General features: G+C 50.2%; 18 protein-coding genes. 5 read left to right on the top strand and 13 right to left on the bottom strand.

Annotation, left to right across the window (positions count from 1 at the left end; all coding sequences use genetic code 11):
• Positions 1 to 47 precede the first annotated feature (47 nt).
• The 10 genes from dhaM to OGY15_RS14725 all read right to left on the bottom strand — a co-directional run bounded on the left by dhaM (position 48) and on the right by OGY15_RS14725 (position 12254).
• Positions 48 to 1478, bottom strand: a complete 1431-nt coding sequence (gene dhaM, locus OGY15_RS14770; protein ID WP_151219434.1) for a dihydroxyacetone kinase phosphoryl donor subunit DhaM — start codon at positions 1476 to 1478, stop codon at positions 48 to 50.
• Between the two features lie 10 nt (positions 1479 to 1488).
• Positions 1489 to 2121: a dihydroxyacetone kinase subunit DhaL gene (dhaL, locus tag OGY15_RS14765; protein WP_020996617.1), complete on the bottom strand. Its 633-nt coding sequence runs from the start codon at positions 2119 to 2121 to the stop codon at positions 1489 to 1491.
• Positions 2122 to 2132: 11 nt separating this feature from the next.
• Positions 2133 to 3203, bottom strand: coding sequence for a dihydroxyacetone kinase subunit DhaK (gene dhaK, locus OGY15_RS14760; protein ID WP_151219433.1), 1071 nt, complete (start codon positions 3201 to 3203; stop codon positions 2133 to 2135).
• Positions 3204 to 3528: 325 nt separating this feature from the next.
• A complete protein-coding gene (locus OGY15_RS14755) occupies positions 3529 to 4803 on the bottom strand; it encodes a Glu/Leu/Phe/Val family dehydrogenase (protein ID WP_151219432.1) in 1275 nt (424 codons plus the stop codon).
• Positions 4804 to 5124: 321 nt separating this feature from the next.
• Complete coding sequence (locus tag OGY15_RS14750) at positions 5125 to 6093, bottom strand: Csu type fimbrial protein (RefSeq protein WP_286539802.1); 969 nt, start codon at positions 6091 to 6093, stop codon at positions 5125 to 5127.
• Between the two features lie 13 nt (positions 6094 to 6106).
• Positions 6107 to 8392 carry a fimbria/pilus outer membrane usher protein gene (locus OGY15_RS14745; protein ID WP_286540056.1) on the bottom strand — a complete coding sequence of 762 codons (2286 nt, stop codon included), beginning with the start codon at positions 8390 to 8392 and terminating at the stop codon, positions 6107 to 6109.
• A gap of 55 nt (positions 8393 to 8447) precedes the next feature.
• Positions 8448 to 9170 carry a fimbrial biogenesis chaperone gene (locus OGY15_RS14740; protein WP_151219430.1) on the bottom strand — a complete coding sequence of 241 codons (723 nt, stop codon included), beginning with the start codon at positions 9168 to 9170 and terminating at the stop codon, positions 8448 to 8450.
• Between the two features lie 14 nt (positions 9171 to 9184).
• Complete coding sequence (locus OGY15_RS14735; protein ID WP_151219429.1) at positions 9185 to 9715, bottom strand: Csu type fimbrial protein; 531 nt, start codon at positions 9713 to 9715, stop codon at positions 9185 to 9187.
• A gap of 373 nt (positions 9716 to 10088) precedes the next feature.
• A complete protein-coding gene (locus tag OGY15_RS14730) occupies positions 10089 to 10820 on the bottom strand; it encodes a MerR family transcriptional regulator (protein ID WP_187253008.1) in 732 nt (243 codons plus the stop codon).
• Between the two features lie 222 nt (positions 10821 to 11042).
• Positions 11043 to 12254, bottom strand: a complete 1212-nt coding sequence (locus OGY15_RS14725; protein ID WP_151219428.1) for a diguanylate phosphodiesterase — start codon at positions 12252 to 12254, stop codon at positions 11043 to 11045.
• 321 nt (positions 12255 to 12575) lie between these two features.
• On the opposite strand from OGY15_RS14725, the gene ycgZ reads away from it, so the two are divergent.
• From ycgZ to OGY15_RS14700, 5 genes are all read left to right on the top strand, one after another.
• Positions 12576 to 12812, top strand: coding sequence for a regulatory protein YcgZ (gene ycgZ, locus OGY15_RS14720; RefSeq protein WP_151219427.1), 237 nt, complete (start codon positions 12576 to 12578; stop codon positions 12810 to 12812).
• Positions 12813 to 12854: 42 nt separating this feature from the next.
• Positions 12855 to 13127, top strand: a complete 273-nt coding sequence (locus OGY15_RS14715) for a hypothetical protein (protein WP_286539798.1) — start codon at positions 12855 to 12857, stop codon at positions 13125 to 13127.
• Between the two features lie 34 nt (positions 13128 to 13161).
• Entirely contained in the window at positions 13162 to 13428 is a 267-nt protein-coding gene (locus tag OGY15_RS14710; protein WP_151219425.1) for a biofilm/acid-resistance regulator YmgB/AriR, read from the top strand.
• Positions 13429 to 13550: 122 nt separating this feature from the next.
• Complete coding sequence (locus tag OGY15_RS14705; RefSeq protein WP_151219424.1) at positions 13551 to 13766, top strand: hypothetical protein; 216 nt, start codon at positions 13551 to 13553, stop codon at positions 13764 to 13766.
• Positions 13767 to 13798: 32 nt separating this feature from the next.
• Complete coding sequence (locus OGY15_RS14700; protein ID WP_151219423.1) at positions 13799 to 14347, top strand: LuxR C-terminal-related transcriptional regulator; 549 nt, start codon at positions 13799 to 13801, stop codon at positions 14345 to 14347.
• 78 nt (positions 14348 to 14425) lie between these two features.
• Here the strand turns inward: OGY15_RS14700 and OGY15_RS14695 are convergent, their stop codons facing one another.
• From OGY15_RS14695 to OGY15_RS14685, 3 genes are all read right to left on the bottom strand, one after another.
• Positions 14426 to 15685, bottom strand: coding sequence for an MFS transporter (locus OGY15_RS14695; RefSeq protein ID WP_286539794.1), 1260 nt, complete (start codon positions 15683 to 15685; stop codon positions 14426 to 14428).
• 64 nt (positions 15686 to 15749) lie between these two features.
• Positions 15750 to 16391 (bottom strand): PfkB family carbohydrate kinase, encoded by a 642-nt coding sequence (locus OGY15_RS14690; RefSeq protein ID WP_286539793.1) that lies wholly within the window; start codon positions 16389 to 16391, stop codon positions 15750 to 15752.
• A gap of 30 nt (positions 16392 to 16421) precedes the next feature.
• A complete protein-coding gene (locus OGY15_RS14685) occupies positions 16422 to 17858 on the bottom strand; it encodes a glycoside hydrolase family 32 protein (RefSeq protein ID WP_286539790.1) in 1437 nt (478 codons plus the stop codon).
• Positions 17859 to 18018 lie beyond the last annotated feature (160 nt).

Below are 18018 nucleotides of genomic sequence, written 5' to 3'. Positions count from 1 at the left end.
GGCAAACAGGATGCACACCCTTGGTTGGGAAGGGTGTGCAACCGTCATCAATCCGCGTGGGTGATTCGTTGCGTCACGCAGTCAAGAGTTAGGGCGTCACCCATTTTGATGCTATCAACAGCCTTGCCCTGCTGACATACGTAACACAACCCCATGGCACGGGCGATAATTGCCGGGTGGGAGGCATCGCTCCCGTCTCGCAGACAGACGCCCTGGACTGCCTTCGGATCGAGTTGCAGGATCGTAGATGGATAGATGACATCAGCGACCAGAATAGTGGGGCGAATGAAGGCGGGAATTTGCACGATCTCCCCCGTCAAATGCTGCAGCGAACGCGATAATAAATCTTCTATATCAATGTATCGGGCCTGCAGGTAGGGATCGTCGAGCTGTAAATACTGCTGGCTGAGATCGCTCAGCACGTGATGCCAGGCCCAGGCAGCGCTACACTGTGTCTCCTGCATTAAATCGCAGGCCATAACAAACAGATCGGGATCGTCCAACAGCGTGTGATGACCGGAGAAAATAGCGGCGATATCAGCGGAATATCGCTCTTCCGCAAGCGCGGTTAGTGCGCTTAAATCGTTCAGCGTGTTTTGGATAGCGACCCGTAATCGCTGCTGGTCTGCCTGAGGTGATGCTGTAGGCTGCTGGCTGACCTCTGGTGAGAACGGTGTATAACAGAATGCCGTTCCCGTTGCCTGTGGGGGGACCTGCGTGGCTACGTTATCAGCATTCGCGGGCTCGAGCGATTCACCAAAATTCTCTGCCGCCAGCCGTTTGAATGCGGCCAGCGCATCTTCTGCCTGTTCGCCCTTGGCAATCAGGCGCAGCATATCGTTACAGCGCACCTGCAGCAGAGCTATCTGATTCAGGCTATCAGGCACGACGCACTTGCCATTTTTCTCCAGCCACATGTCGGCGTTAAAGCCGGACAGCGCGGAAACCAGCCGTGAAGCTGGGCGAACGTGGATGCCGTTAGGGTTTTTCACCACAATGGCAACTGAACGTGCATCTGCATCGGGTACTAAGTCAGGAGACGTTGACTTTGCTGCAGATGGCGAAGGTAAACCCAATTGCTCACATTTGGCGTCGAGGGCGTTCATGGCATCACAAATGACCCGTTCGATATTCGCCCCTGCGGCAGCACTCACCGTTGCGGCCAGCGTGCCTTCAACCAGCGGCGCGGCACACAGACGCACTTTGGCGGCAATCGCAGGATCGAGCAGTTCCAGCGCGGTTTCCGCACTCAGTAGCGCACTCCCAATATCCATCATCACCAGCACGTGATCTGTGTCGGCTACGGACTCGATGGCTCCCATCACCTTAATAGGATCGGTGCCAATCGGATTCTCAGGATCGTCAATGCCTGCGGCAATGGCGATTTTGCAACCATCACCCATTAACATCTGCCGGGCTAGCGTGCCGACGCCTTCGCCCAACTGGGCGCTGTGAGAAACAATAACCAGGTTTACCATCGCTTTATCCTTACTCTCTGGACGCCTGAGCCAGCATTTGCATCATAAACATAACGGAAGTTGCGCCGGGATCCTGATGTCCAATGCTGCGCTCACCAAGATAGCTGGCGCGACCTTTGCGGGCCTGCATGGTGATGGTGCTTTGTGCAGCGGCTTCCGCTTGTTGGCTTGCTGCTTCCAGAGCCGCCTGGACGCTCAGCTTCTGCTCGCAGGACTGGCGTAAAGACTCCACTACCGGCAGCCAGACATCACACATGGTTTTGTCGCCAGGTTCAGCTTTACCGCGGCTAATCACACCCTCTGCGCCATCTCGCATCATTTGATATAACTCTTCAAGCGTCAGGCTTTGATGGGCCTGCGTTACCTGGGCGGCGCGGATAAAAAAGGTGCCAAACAGTGGACCACTGGCACCCCCGACGCTAGAGAGCAGTACCATGCCGGTATTTTTCAAAATAAAACCGATGTCTTTATCGGCGATGGACGGGAGCTTTTCGACGACTTTGCTAAAGCCACGATGCATGTTCAGACCGTGGTCGGCATCGCCGATTTCCCGATCGAGACCGGTGAGAAAATCACTTTCGGTGGTGAAAATTTCACCGCAGCGATAGAGCCAGTTAACAATCTGCGTTCTGTTGAGGGACATCATGAATCTCCTTATTTACCCCAGTTGAGGGCGGGGGTGTGAACCGGTGCATCCCATAAGTTCAGCGTTTCGTCATCCACCTGTAACAGGGTGATTGAGAAGCCGGTCATATCCAGAGAAGTACAGTAAGAGCCGATCAGGTTGCGTTCAATGACAATACCTGCATCCTGGCAACGGCTTTCGAGGCGGTTGTACACGCCGAAGAGTTCTGACAGCGGCGTTGCACCGAGATTATTGACCAGCGCAATGACGCGGTCGCCGCTTTGTAACGCACGTTTGCTTTCTTTACCTTCCTGCCACGCGCCCTGGACGTTGTCCCAGTGGCGGAGTGTACGGCTGTAGTTGCCGTTTGCCAGCAGGGTATCGAACATTTCATCTACGGTCTGATCAAGAGAGGTGAAGGTGCGGCGGTCAATGCCCGGCTCCCCATGAATACCCACGCCAAACTCCATTTCGTTATCCTGCAACGTGAACGACGGTTGTCCGGCGGCCGGAACGGTACAAGCACCAATGGCTATCCCTATGGAGTGGCCCAGGTTATTCAGTTTACGACCCAGCGCTGCGCAGACTTCGAGTGAGTCACCGCGTTCGGCAGCCGCGCCGACCAGTTTTTCGATCAATACGGTATTCGCCACGCCACGCCGACCGGCGGTATACAGACTGTCTTTCACTGCTACGTCATCATCCACCACCATGGTGGTGACCTTGACGCCGCTTTCGTGCAACAGCTCGGTGGCGGTTTCGAAATTAAGAATGTCACCGGTGTAATTTTTGATGATCAGCAGTACGCCTTCGCCGCCATCAATTTGCATGGCGCATTCGAACATTTTATCCGGGGTAGGTGAGGTAAAAATCTCTCCCGGACAGGCGCCAGAGAGCATACCCTGACCAATATAGCCGCAGTGCATCGGCTCGTGCCCGCTGCCGCCGCCGGAAAGCAGCGCCACTTTGCCCATTACCGGCGCATCAGCGCGGGTGACATAGACCGGATCCTGATGCAGCGCCAGGGAAGGATACGCTTTCGCCAGTCCGGCGAGTTGTTCATTCAGTACGTCTTCAACACGGTTAATCAATTTTTTCATTATTTATGCTCCGCAGACAGTCCTGGATGGCTGCCGGATTCGGGCAGGCATCTGATGTAGGGTATCGGTTTGTACATCGCCACGGCGACTGCTCGCTGCCGATAAAGTAATTTTGCACACGGGTTTGCAAAAGAAAATTGCTGTAAATGGCGTTTCAATACGAAACATAGCAGCATAATAATGTTCCGTATTGGAACGTCATGGTGCATAAAACAGCGAAAGTGAGAGGTCGGGCGGTATTTGTGCGGAAAGTATTTGAACGGGTTTTTATGGAAAACACACCACCTGCAGAGCGGGTGGTGTGGAGGCATGGTTGATTTCGGCGTTAGCCCGGATAAATTCCGCGATCTTTACGTGCCAGCAGAATGCGTTCGCAGGCAACGATGTAGGCTGCAGTACGCAGGGAGCAGGATTTCTCTGCGGCTTTTTCCCACACGTGCACCATCGCATCGGTCATAATTTTGTCCATGCGATTGTTGATCTCTTCTTCGCTCCAGAAGAAGCTTGCCATATCCTGAACCCATTCGAAGTAGCTGACGGTTACGCCGCCGGCGTTACATACCACGTCAGGGACAACGATGATACCGCGGTTTGCCAGAACGTCGTCGGCGTCCGGATAGGTTGGACCGTTGGCACCTTCGAGTACCAGTTTACAGGTCAGCGTTTCCGCGCGTTGGCGGGTGATCTGCCCTTCGAGTGCAGCCGGGATCAGAATATCCATCTCCAGACTCCAGAAGGCTTCGCTGGCAATGGTTTCAGCGCCCGGGAAACCGGCTATCTGTTTGTGCTCCAATTGCCAGGCAGACAACGCGGCCATGTCGATTCCAGTGGTGTTAAACAGCGTAGCGGTGTGATCCTGAATCGCGACGACGCGTGCGCCAGCTGCCGCGAACAGTCTGGCTGCTTCGCTGCCAACGTTACCAAAACCTTGCACCGCGACGCGGGCACCTTCAACGTCGATATTGGCACGACGCGCCACTTCCAGACCGCTGACGAAAACGCCACGACCGGTGGCTTTATCACGGCCTAACGAGCCGCCGAGGTGAATTGGCTTACCGGTGACCACGCTGGTCACAGTGGTGCCGTGGTTCATGGAGTAGGTGTCCATCATCCAGGCCATTACTTTCCCGTTAGTCCCTACATCCGGCGCAGGAATGTCTTTCTGTGGCCCAATGATAATGCCAATTTCGCTGGTATAACGGCGGGTCAAGCGTTCCAGTTCGCCTTCGGACAGCGAGAACGGATCGACGCGCACGCCGCCTTTTGCACCGCCGTAAGGCAGGTTCAACGCTGCGCATTTGATGGTCATCCATGCGGACAGAGCCATCACTTCATTAAGATCAACATCAGGATGATAACGCACACCGCCTTTGCCCGGACCACGGGAGAGGTTATGTTGCACGCGATACCCTTCAAAATGACGGATAGTACCGTCATCCATCTGCACCGGGATATCGACAATCAGCGCACGTTTTGGGTGGCGCAGGGTATCCACCCAATGGGAAAGTTCGCCCAGGTAAGGGGCCACACGCTCGATTTGTTGCAGGTAGGTATTCCAGGCAGATGTGCTGCTATCTGAAGCGTAAGATAACTTATCCATGATAAACCTTAGTTATAAAAGTAATATGTTCTTAATTTGGCCGTGGTATACAGTGAATCTCACCATATAAACTTAAATTTAACATTTTTTTCATAGGGCGGTCTGTCCAACCAACACGGATTATCACCATGATTAGTATGGCCTTTAACTTATGATTGAATAGTTATTCTTTGTTTTTGCTTGTATTTGGGTTGTTTTGCGTGACTGGTAATTTAATATGCAGAATATATAAAAATCGTAATTTGTCAGATTTATGACGCACCTCTAAAAGTAAACAATATGATAACAAAATGTATTTGCTTTATTGCGTTTAAGCTGAAGTCAGTAGGTTACAGCGATGGTGACGGTATCGGCATAGCTGTCAGGCGTGTAGTTCGCACTGGGAACGGTGGCGTAAACCGGGTAGGAGGTGGTTGTCCCTGTACCGTTCCCCGTAACGGTATTGAGTGAAGTATTACCCCAGACCGTACCGGAAGGTCCTGGCGTCGAGCTAAGCTGGTAGGGGACTTTGTCCGTATTTGACCCCGTGCCCGTCATCACGCCGTTGCCTGTTGTATTACCGTTGGAGGGCTGAAGCCCGATGGTGTAGGGCGTGTTATTGGAACATGCTACGCCCACGGTATTTGACGCCGTTAGATTACGTCCGGTTGCCCTGGCTGGTGCAAAGCTAATGTCGGTAGCAGAGGTGATGTTGCACTGTTTGCTGACGGTCGCCGATACCGTGAAAGGAAGCCTGGCAGCAACGGTATCACCACAGGTGGTTGGCGGGAGAAGTAATCCAGGATTGAGGGTGACAAAGGCTGTCGCCGTCGTATAAGTATCCTGATAGTTACCGGGAACGGCTGAGGTTTGTGGCGTGACGATCTGTGCAGATACCGTGAGTGAGCCTGTCACTGGCGTCAGATTCAGCAGGTTAAGCTGAACCATTGGGAAAGTCGTTCCCGACTGATACTGGCTCCCCCAGACTTTAGTGTGTCCGGGATCCTGGTAAAGCTGATATGCCAGCGTTTGGGCAGGTGTTCCACTTAATGACATATTCCGGGGTGTTACCTGACCACTGACGGCTGAGGCACCAATATTAAAACAGAGATTGATCCCTGCCAGCGCGTCGCCAAGCTCTTTGGCGCAGGTGTAATTGAACGTCATTGATGACGTTGCGCCCGTTGCCGACAGCGGATTCACCGAACCCAAATTTATGGGCTGCACATTGCTCACCGAACAGGTCACCGCATGGCTAATTGCCGGACAAAAGAGTACGGTAGCGATGAGTAGCAGATGTCTTAATCTCATGAGCGCACTCCTGTTATTGTGGTCGGCAAGCCAGCGGTCCTATTTGCGCAATCCCTTTCGTTGACGCAGGATAGTCAAATTGCACGCGACAACTGCCAGTGTCCGTATCAACGCGTAGCGTATTGTGCTGCTCCAGCGCGTCGAACCAGGTCATCCCATCAAAGCCAACGACAGATGATTGTCCCGTTCCGCTGACGGCATAAGCCATGCTGCCTTCGGGAATGGGGTTACCCTGACTGTCGACAAGAAGGATCTGCGCGGCGCGTACGGCAGTGATGCCAAAGCTGACCAACGCGCCGGAACGATCGGCAGGCGTAGCGTTCGCCTCGACGCGTGCGATCCGCATATTGGCGGGGAGATCCATCGGGTCAATACTGATCAGGTTTTTTTGATAGCTATTCAGCGGCGAGACCAGCAGTAGTCCCTGGTCGTTGCTGCGGCCAATCAGGTTATTTTGCAATTTAATCGGAACATCAGGAACGCCGTCAGTGGATACGACGGCAAAACCATTGTTGATTTCCCGTGCTGCAAACAGGCCGCCTCCCATGGTTACCAGCGATCCGGTTGCGCCAGCATAGCCATAATGGTTATGCGGTAAACGGCTGAATCCCGCGTACGCTTTGCCATAACGCCCCAGATATCCGACTTCGCCCTGACCGCTTTGCCGGGAAGCTTGCTGACTGGTGGCCAGATTCCAGCCCCAACCGCCGTCGGCAGGGGGCGTCTTGCTGGCGTTGAGCTGGTAGCTGGTTTCATCGTTGGTGCGTTGTAGCGTGCTGCTGGCGCTCAGATTGTGATCAGTGGTAATCGTTACCATCAAATAAAGACTGCGATCGCGGTTGTCGTCAATGTTCTGGTTGAGTCCGGCGTTCAGTGAGATGTTGTCTGTAACTGATTTGAACCAGCTGGCGTTAGCATAGCGCACCGCATTTTCGTGCGGGTAACGAAACTGCAGGTAACTCAGGCTGACGTTACCGGCAGATTCCAGCGAATAGCCAATGACCGTGTTGCTGTTAAGCGTTGGAGGCGGCTCACCATAATGGGTGGCGACATCGCGATAATCACCAGAAGTTGCCGTTGTACTGGTACTGAAATTAAACCGTTCGCCGGACCAACGATAACCAAAACTGTACAGAAATCCGTTCTGCCCTGAATCGGTGCTTGCGGCAAGTGACGTCGAAAATGTGCCGCTGCGGGTTCCCGGGATCCAGTCGTTACTAAAGCCTGCGTTAATCAGTCCATCGCTGGTTTCCGCGTGAGTTCCGGCGGTGAACGTATTGCTAAACCCGCGACGCCATGTACCACTCAATACCGGTGCGCTGGCATAATCGAAAGAGGAGTAACCATAGTTTTCGCGTACCGCGCCTAACTCAGCCGACCAGGCGGTTAATCCTTCTCGCAGAAGTTGTTGATCGTTGTAGAACGAGAAATTTTGTACGCTCGTTCTGCCCAACGCGTCTGTCATCATCACCTGACCCGTTCCCGCGCCGCTGATGTTAGGCAGGGTATTGATCTGAAAGCTACCGGCAGGGACTTCTCCGTTATAGTACCTGACGCCATCGACGTACAGCTCTACGTTTGACGGCAATGTTGCAGAGCCCAGATAAGCAGGGAGGGGTGTAGTTGGCATATAGGGCTGCAGACCAAAATCAGTTCCAATCTGCATGCCGCCGATACGCGTCGGCCGAGACCAGATAAGTGAACTGGTCAGGGTATCGCCAGCGGTTATCGCCAACATCGTTTCGGGAAATGATGTACGCCAGCTGGTATCAAGGCGCTCAACGCTGTTATTTGCATATTCCTCGGTGGAATACTGTGTCAACTGGGTCGTGCTGAGTACGCCTGCGGCACTGAAGGCACGAAGTTCGCTGAAGGTATTGATTGCGCTTTCATCACCCTGTTGGCTATAGATATCGTAATTGAGCAGCGCTCCGCGTGAGGTTGTCGCCGTCGGCGCGGTTTCTGTGGGCGAGTTAAGCTGCGTGGTCGCAAGATTGAGTGAACTCAGCGGGGCGGTAAGCGAAAGCGTTTGCAACTGAGCGTTGTAGTCAATGGTAAGCTGAGGGATATCGTTCAGGCAGATGACATTAGTGGCGTCTGGCGCAAAGCGAAAGCCCATTTTTCGTAGGGTGTCTGCTCCTGCATAGAACTTTCGATCATCGTAACCCAGATGCACCAGTCCAACGGAATTTCCATTTAAGGTGACGTCGAGATACAGATCGATACCCACAAGTCGCGATGCGCCATTAATAACACCGTTTTCATTCTGGTGATTGTTCTGCGTTTGTGCGCAAACCATTCCCGAAATTAATACCCCATTGAGAAAGCAATAGTTCAGCAGAAGCCAGGATCTGTTAAAGGTCTTGTACTGTTTTTTGGCCATTGATTGTTACTTCAACTTTCCCGCCATAATGCGTATCACTGGCTGACGGAGAGACTATCCAGCGCATTGTTGAGCCGGGCAAAACGTAGCCTAACAGTCCGGGTGTAATGACTTTTTTAGCCCCGCCAGGGCTTATAAAAGTTGCCGCAGATAATTGTGCATGACCATTTCCCAGGTTGCTGACTTCAATAAATTTTTTGCCATCCAGTTGTTGTAATTTCCATTGCAGTTTTGCCTGCGTTTGCGCAGATGATGCCGGTTGGATGAAAACGGGGACGGAATAACGCAGTACAAATTGAAGCTTGTTTTTCTCAACTTTTGCAGGCGGCAACTCATCTATCGATAACCGATAAGCGTCTTCTGCCTGTGTCGAGGGTGGCCCCGTTCGAATAACGCGAATCAATTGACGTTCTCCGGGGGCCAATGCCAGCATCGGCGGACTAATGACCAGCCCCTGAGAGGGCGAAAGTTTGTCGTCGTAAGCGCTTTGGCTCCAGCGAAAAACCCGAACCTGGGCATTAAGCACATTTTCACCTGCGTTACTCAGCCAGATACCATCGGCATTTTGCGTCGCTTGCAGCGTTAACGTGACCGGTGCGATTTGCAATCCGCTGGCGGAGGCAAAGTTGACGTTCGCAACCATCCCTAACAGGCATGCGCAGGCATACTGCGCAACAGGCAGTTTTACTTTCATGTGGTTTCCTGAAGTTAGTAGTTAACGTTAACTGTTACCGTGTCGGCATAGTCGTCAGGAGTGAAGTTGGCGCTCGGTGCGGTGGCATAAACAGTATAAATTTGCGCCAGGCCGGTCCCCGTAGCTGCTACGCCGTTTCCCGGCGCAGTGTCGGTGGCTGTGTTCCCCCACACCGGACCTGTTGCTGATGTACGATTTAGTTGATAGGGCACTTTATCAGTATTGGAGGCAGCATTAGCCACGGAGGACATGGCACCTGAGCCTGTCGTCGTCCCTCCATTAGCGGCTGACGGCGCCAGACCGATAAAATAAGGCGTGGTCTTTGAGCAATTAACCGAAATCGTGTTGCTTGCGCTAGTATTCGTTGCCGTGGTATTCACTGGTCCAAGAGTGATATTTGAAGCCGAACCGGCGGTCACGGTACAGGCCTTTTGAATAGTCATCAGTACCTGAAATGTTCCATTAACGGTTGCTGCATGAGCCACAGGAATAATGGAAAAGGCGCAGCAACAAAGAATTAAGCGTTTGTTTAAGACCAGGGCCATATCCTATACCTTTTTCAAATAACCACATTTATTACCTTAGAAAAACAACAATGTGGCATAAGAAGACATGATTTAACCCTAGAATAAGTATTAGGCGTACGCCAGTTGGACTAATGAAGTTTACTTACGAAAAAGGTGATGGCGTCTACAAAAGAATAATACCAATGGGTGAGTATTTTGTTTTTTTTCTGTGCTACGCGCGGGTTAAGACAGGTGAAAAGGGACAATTGATTCGTTCGATGGCACTCAAAATAAGCATCATAAATCAGAATTTGTAAGATCTGTTCTCTTCAGTGTGAAAAAATGAGCAAGTGATAACCCACCTATTTTGGGGTCATCAACATTATGATGCTGTTATGGCCACCCTCGATAGTTACGGACAGTGGAAAATGACTTTGTAACCTTGCTCATTCCAGTGTTGTAGCAGCTCATTTTGTCTTCGGGTTGGCGTAATACCGGTCCAGACAAAAAGCGTTTGCCCTGGGAAAAGTTCTGGTCTTGGTGTTTCAATGGGTTCAGCAAGCACGGCAATATGCCAGCCTGATTGCGATAATCGCCAGGATTCGAGCCATAAACGAGTTCTGTCTTCAACATCCCAGGCCATCAGGATGGCATCTTTCCCTGATTTGCGTCGCGTCTCAGACAGCAGTGTTGCAACATATTCAATCAATGCACCGTCAAGCATACTGTTCATAATGCGGGATGTATTATGGTCAAGCATCAGCCGTTGACGTACGGGAAGAAAAACGTGATCAATTAATGCTTCAACTGGGTAGACACGACCGAGTGAGATAATTTTGGCTCGAAGTTTCGGCGGGTTCACCATGCGAAGAATGCCCATCATCTCTTCTTGCAGTTGATTCCAGTCGTCGTCAGTTTCACGAGTGCTGGTTTCGAGCAATGCTTTAACTTTGCCAACAGGCGTGCCATTGTTAATCCAACGTTTTATTTCCTCTATACGTTGGATATCTTCTTCATCAAAGAGTCGGTGACCACCTTCGCTGCGCTGGGGTTTGAGTAAACCGTAACGCCGCTGCCATGCCCGGAGAGTGACAGGATTTATCCCGCAACGTTCTGCGACATCCCCAATACTGTAATACGCCATAACTCCCCCAAACATTCCCGATTCTCCGTCACCGATATGCAATTCCTGTCAGTTTGTACAACATGCATCAAATTGTACAAAACTGACATATGATTCTAGCAAAATTAAGATTTACTTTACTATCATGTATGGCGCAAATGCTGAAATTTATATTCAACATGAAGGCATGTGGGGGATATTTTTGTTAAAGAACAGTGAGTTGAATTTAGTAACGATGGGGAATTATTTTTTCTCAGGCCATGCAACAGACGGTGTTCCATTCAGGCAGGCTTGTGCAAAAAGGTTGCCCTGGAAGATTTCAATGCCCGCGGATTCAAGCCACATCCACTCTTCAGGTTTTTCAACGCCGACTGCGGAAATCATAATCTCCAGTGAAGCGCAGCATTTGATAATTGCCTGAATGATGGCCTGCCGTGGTCCACTTTTATGCACATCAGTGATGAGCTCGCGGCTGATCTTAATTCGGTCGGGTTGAAAACGAGACAGAAGCTGAAGCCCGGCAAAACCTGCGCCAAAATGATCTATCGCTACACATATTCCCGCAGCCTTGAGTGACTTCACGGCCTGCGAGAACGTATCAAAGCGCGAAATAACTTCACTTTCGGTAAACTCTACAATGATTTGCTCAGGTACCAGTCCATGCGCCGTGATTTCGTCTATAAGAAAACTCACTGCATCGGGTTCGTTTACCAAGGTCATGGGGAGCAGATTGACTGACAACATTTTGCCATTAAGTCCCAGCGCGCTTGCCATCGCAAAGGCTGTCTTTTTACTCTGCAGGTCTGCAGAATACACATCCTCAGGTTTTAAGCTGCCAAAATATGTTGTGGGGGTATCACCGTCTTTACCGCGGATAAGCGCTTCCAGTGCGATGACTCGCTGCGACATAGGATCGATAATAGGTTGAAAAGCAAAGCTGAAATCTGCATCGGAGGGAAATGTGTCTTCATCCAGGAGGGTACAAGTATTGTCGGTAATAAAACTCCAGTAATCAGGTGCGGGTATTTCAAAATAGCTCGACTTGTCTGTCGCAAGGACAAATGTGCGGAAAAACTGTAATGCCCTGTCATCATAGGTGAGCTGAAACTTCGATGTTCCCTTATTCAGCACGGCTTGCAGGACGTCATTGCGCTCATGTCTTTGTAAATCAAATAACTCCATCCCCACTTTTCCAAATCTTCTCGCTGGAGCGTAATCACACATCAGCTCAACGACATTGTGGTGTCGTGGATCATTACAAATACAACGATAGATCTCTTTTACCTGCTCCTCAGGGCCTTCAAGCAGTTGGAAAAAGTGGCGACCATTAAAGAGTAAGATCCCCGTAACATCTGAGAGTCTGTTTTTAATATTTGCGGCTGTCACCATATCTTCAAGCGCTTTAAGAGGTGCGTCATCACGTAGATGGCTACGATAAATTATGGTTGTGAGCATGGAAATTCCGGGACTATAAGCGGGAAGAAGAAGTATGGACAGTATCAGACAAACCTGATTATGTCGTGATTTTAATACTTTATTCTAACTTTAATTTCACATTTTAAAGACCTTATGAAGATAAAGCCTACCCTGGGTGAGGATCGATTTGTACAATGCGTTCAGTGTTTTAAGTAAGTTGTAATTATTATAACTATCTGATTTAAAACAATTAGCACATTATGGTAAAAATTAATTCATCATGTTGTACACATTTTCGGTACAACTTTGCTACTGTTATAAAACTTAATATTCACCAGCATTTTGTTACAGGAGAAGTACATGCAGCAGCATACTGTTCTTACTGATTCCGCAGGCGCGATTTCTCGTTACTTTGCTAAAGCGCATCTTCCTACCCAGCAGGAAACCTTGGGCGAAATCGTTACTGAGATCCTAAAAGATGGGCGCAATCTCAGCCGCAAATCACTGTGCACCAAACTTCTTCATCGTCTTGAAAAAGCATCAGGAGAGAACGAACAGAAACATTACAATGCGTTGATCGGCCTGCTTTTTGAATAAATGAAAACCCTAATAAGATAATGGGTAAGTAGTGAAGGAGTTATGAAGAAACCTGACAGTGAACGCTTGAAACATGAAATTACAGGTTTGGCTGTGCTAGAAATTTTACGCATGCATACAGACGTTTCTTTAATGGTACTGATTAAGCAATTGCGACTTATGCAGGCCGGTGAAATGGACAGGACACGCAAACAACTAATTGAAAGCGTTATCAATGAATTCACAAATTTTAATCCGGACAAAATAAAAATAAAACCGGACAGAACTATTGATGAGAGTGATTTCAGTGCCAGCAAAAAACCTAAATTACATTAAAGATAATTTTCCAGACTATACAAGCGAGGTTACTATGCTTCATGAAATTAATGTCCACAGTGTTATGGCGGATAAAGCGTTATCAAGTTATTTCCACAATGCCGGTGAGCTTTTAGCCGATGAGTCTGTGGTACTGGGTCAGGCGGTGACAAATGTTATTTTAGCAGGTGATAATGTTAACAATAAAAACATTATTTTAAGCCTGATCGGTTCTCTGGAATCGACAACTGATGTTGTCCAGGCTGATATTATAAGAAAAACCCTGGAAATAGTGTTGCGTTATACAGCTGATGACGTTTAATTTGTTATTATATTAAAATAATAATCAACTTTGTTATATGCAGCAAACTCTACTGCTTCGCTTTTTAGATTAAGACTATGCACAGCAGCCTCTTTTTTATAAATGCATTTCTATGGGGGGATATGGCTAATTCAATTCCGGAGAATTATATTTTCCGCTGCGCGCTATATAAGGATGTAGAGCGAAAAGTAATGTTAAAACAGGGTTATATAAACAACGATATTCTTGCTCAGGCATTTAGTACGCAGTTGAAGAATGAGAAAAATGTGATATTAACCGATATCTATGCGCAGATTCTGGCCCATCTTCAGCCCGATAAAACTGCGCAGCCCGGTTAGGTCAATGGTGATTTTTCATTGGGGCCATAAAAATGAACATAATTCAGGAACATGCTGGAAACGCGGAATTATGGGTTGATGATATTTTTATCAGGCAAGGATTAAAGAACATCATTGCCGATATCGTTTTTGAAGATGACAAGGCGCGGCTAGTGTTCTTCACCGCTAATCACTTTGAGGCGGTAAAAAAGCAAAATTACGATCTGAATACGCACCGGTTGGTGCTGCTGATAGATGGCCATCTGTATCAGTATCTCAATGAGATTTCATTTTACAGATTGCCGATAGATATTAGCGTTGCCACACTCAAACAGTTTATTATTGATATTACTGGTTTTGCTAGTAATCACGAAAATCAATCAGAGCTAAATATCTCATTGACCGCGCGGGATAAATATATTTTAACGCAGTTAGGGGAGGGGAGAACCATTTTTGAGATATCTGCCCTGTTAAATCTACACTTAAAAACGATTTATCAGGCCAGGCAGAATTTGATCAAGAAACTGGGTTGCTCTGGGCTGATTGATTTTCAGAGGATACTGCAAGCGCAAATTTTCCGGAACTGGCTGAAACATGCCTGAGCTCACCGACAGTTTGTACTTGATGTTGGGGATGTACGACAGGGGCAGTGGCCCTGTCGCGGTATAAACTAAACTTTGCTATTCCATTACGAGTTCATTCCCGCCCTCCTGCTGATGATGCTTTTTACTCAGCGAGAAGAAGCCAAATATCAGCGTTATTACCACAATGCTGGCCATAATCAGGAAAATTTCCTGATAGCCCACCATATCAAACAGCTTACCGACAGGCAGCGACAGCACGATGATGCCAATGGAACTGGCAATATTAAAGCCAATCAGGTATATCGTTGACGATAGGCGCTTATCAAAATTTGCGACGCTGAATTTAAAAACTGAAATAACAAACAGTGGGACTTCCAGCGCGTGCAGCATTTTGATTAAGGAAATAATATAGATATCAGTGAACAACGCAGAGCCCAGGATTCGGCAGGTCATGATTGTGCCACCCAGCAGCAATGCGGATTTAGGCCCAATGCGGTTAATCAGGAATGGAATCATCGCCATGCCAACGGCTTCCATAAACACCTGTACTGAGTTGAGGTAGCCGTAGACGCGCGGAGCCAGTTCAGGGTCGTCAAATAAGCTGGCGTAAAACACCGGGAACATCTGCTGATCGTAGATGCTATAGAACGACCAGGTGCCGACGACAAAGATAACGAAAAACCAGAACTGCGAATCTTTAAAGATGGTGAGAAAATCCTTTCGGGTCAGCGCGTCTGGCTCGGGCGAAAGTGTATCCGCGGATGCCGGGGCCGGTGCGTTGGTTTTGAACACCACGTTAATCACCAGGAATAACACCCCCATGACCGACACACACCAGAAGTTAATGTGCGGGTTGATACTGAAGAAGATGCCACCCACAAACGTCCCTGCGGCGTAGCCAAGCGATCCCCAGAAGCGGGCGGTGCCGAATTCAAAGTTGAATTTGCGGCTCACTTTCTCGACGAAGCTTTCCACCAGACCGCAACCGGCGAGATAGCCAAGACCAAAGAAAATGGCGCCTAGTACCATGCCAAGCTTGAAGTTGGAGACCAGCAGCGGTTCATAAACATAAATCAGGAACGGACCGCTGAGCGTGATGACAGTCCCCATCATCCAGATAAGGGGCTTGCGGGTACCGAGCTTATCCTGCAGAAAACCGTAGCCCAGCATAAACAGCATGCTGAAAAACTGGTTTACGGCATACAACATTCCCAGCTCCGTTCCGGACAGGCCTAATTTGCTTTTTAGCCATATGGCATAAAAAGACCACCACAGCGACCAGGCGGCAAAGAAAAAGAGCAGATACCCGGAGGAATACCGGTATTTATCATTACTGAACGGCATCGTTATTTTCATGTTTTTCCAATCCAGATTAGGTCATTGTAAGGTCTTGCTGCCGCGACGTAACGCGTGCTCGGTATTACGGGTTTATCGTTCTGTTTAGTGAAGGTTGTGACTGAATAAAGCGGCTCAGCTGTTGGTTGTTGGGGAACGCGCTAAGCGCGCCACGCTGGGTAGTTGCCAGAGCACCGCAGGCGCTGTTGAAATCGTCGGTTCGGGTTAGCCGAAGCAGTTCCTCTTCGGACCTCTTCAGAATGTCACTCTGTCGGGCGAACTCGCTAACAAGGTCAAACATCAGCGTCTGGTTACCCCACATCTGTGGGCGTAGGTTGATATCGAAGCTCAACGTGCCCGCTGCCCGTCGAGTTGCCGCCATCGCCTGGGCGAGAGTCGCCGGGCTGAGAAACTGATCGGCAGATGGATTGACCAGAAAATCAAATTGCCGCTCACCGTCAGGATCCAGCGACACCAGTACGGTGCTGGTGTGTCGCTTGGGATCAAACTCCAGGCTTTTGGTGTCCACCTGCGCTGTCACCAGCGTTTGGTGCAGAAAGCGGCCGAAGGCGTCATTGCCTACGCGGCCGATAAAGCCGCTGTCATGGCCGAGGCGGGCGACGCCGATGGCCACATTGAAGGGCGCGCCTCCCGCACAGGCTTCAAACTGCATATTGTCGCGCGGTAGCAAATCCACCACGGCATCTCCGAGCGTCCAGATTGTCATTATTTTTCCCCAAAGCAGTGAGACGGGTGGTTATTTGGCGGCGAGCGGCCAGGCATGCCCGTTATTAAAAATGGCGTGTCCGTTCTGGCTAAATAAGGTCAGTTGGCGATCGTCCGGTTCAGGATAAATACGGCTGCTGAGGGTGTACTCGCCGTGATTAACAAAGACTTCTACCGACGAACTATCGATAAACAGGCGCAGGTCCAGCACATCATTGGCGGGCAGCGGTACGCTACGGCAGCCCGACAGGCCGTGTTGCGGATAGCGGCGTTCCAGCACCAGACGCTGAGCCTGGGTATCGACGAAGACGCGCAGCCCGTCACCCAGCGCGATGCCGTATTGTTCAGCATGGCTGCGGGCAATATCGAGGCTCAGTTCGACTTCGAGAGCATGCGCCTGTTCTTCTACCATCAGGGTGCGATTGTTCAGGTCGCTGACCGGCCAGACATGAAGCTGACCGCGTAATGACTCCAGCTCTTTGACCGGGTTCATGCGCAGACGCAAATCTGCATCGAGCGTCACTTCCCGGGGAAGAGTAAGCATGCCCGCCCAGCCGTCGGCCTGTTCTGGCATCGGCGACTCCCACATCGATAGCCAACCGATCACCACGCGGCGACCGTCCGGTGTGAAAAATGACTGAGGGGCGTAAAAATCATGCCCGTGATCCATCTCCCGGAAGGGGTGGGTCACGTGGAACTGATGGTTATCCTGCCATTCGCCGACCATATAGCCGCTCTGGAACAGGTTACGGTAATCGTAGCCGTCGGCGGCGATACCCTGCGGCGAGAACATGAAGACGAGCTTATCGTCCAGCGGGAAGAGGTCCGGGCACTCCCACATGTAGCCCATGCCGTCATTGGCCTGGGCAAGCGTGCTCGCAAACTGCCAGTGCTGCAGATCCTGCGAACGATAGAGCTGTACTTCGCCCACGTCATCGACCCGGGCGCCCACAACCATGTACCAACTGTCTCCCTCTCGCCAGACTTTCGGATCGCGAAAATGGTGAACGCCCTGCGGGGTATCCAGAATCATGCCCTGGCGTTCAAAGTGAACTCCATCGGTGCTGGTGGCCAGACATTGCACCTGATACAGGTTTTCCTCTTTTGCCTCGCCGTCGAATTTGTGCCCGGTGTAGATCAGGGCCAGTTTATTGCCGTCAACCACCGCTGAACCGGAAAAACAGCCGTCTTTATCCTCTGGCCCTTCGGGGGCCAGTGCGATGGGTAGGTGCTCCCAGTTCACCATATCGCGGCTGCGCGCATGGCCCCAGTGCATCGGCCCCCAAACCGGTTGCCACGGATAGTGCTGATAGAACGCATGGTAGTAACCATCAAACCAGGAGAGGCCGTTAGGGTCATTCATCCAGCCCGCCGGAGGGGCGAGGTGATAGCACGGATACCAGCGCGGATTGATACGATCTTTTTGCTGGTTTAGGGCCTTATTGGCCGTTAAGAGTAATGACGTCATTTGCGTGTCCCTGTCAGTGAATTGAGTAGAAGGTAACGTTAACATTCTCAGCTTTCTCGCAGAATTGATGGTAATATCGATGTTAATCACAAAAGTTAACGTTAACATTTTGCGAGTGTTATCAAGATCGCATTTTCAGACCCGGCAAGGTGAACGCCGT

It is taken from the genome of Citrobacter sp. Cu231 (assembly GCF_030332265.1).
GTDB lineage: Bacteria > Pseudomonadota > Gammaproteobacteria > Enterobacterales > Enterobacteriaceae > Citrobacter > Citrobacter meridianamericanus.
Note: the sequence above shows the minus strand (reverse complement) of the source record. Positions and strands in the feature narration are given on the sequence as shown.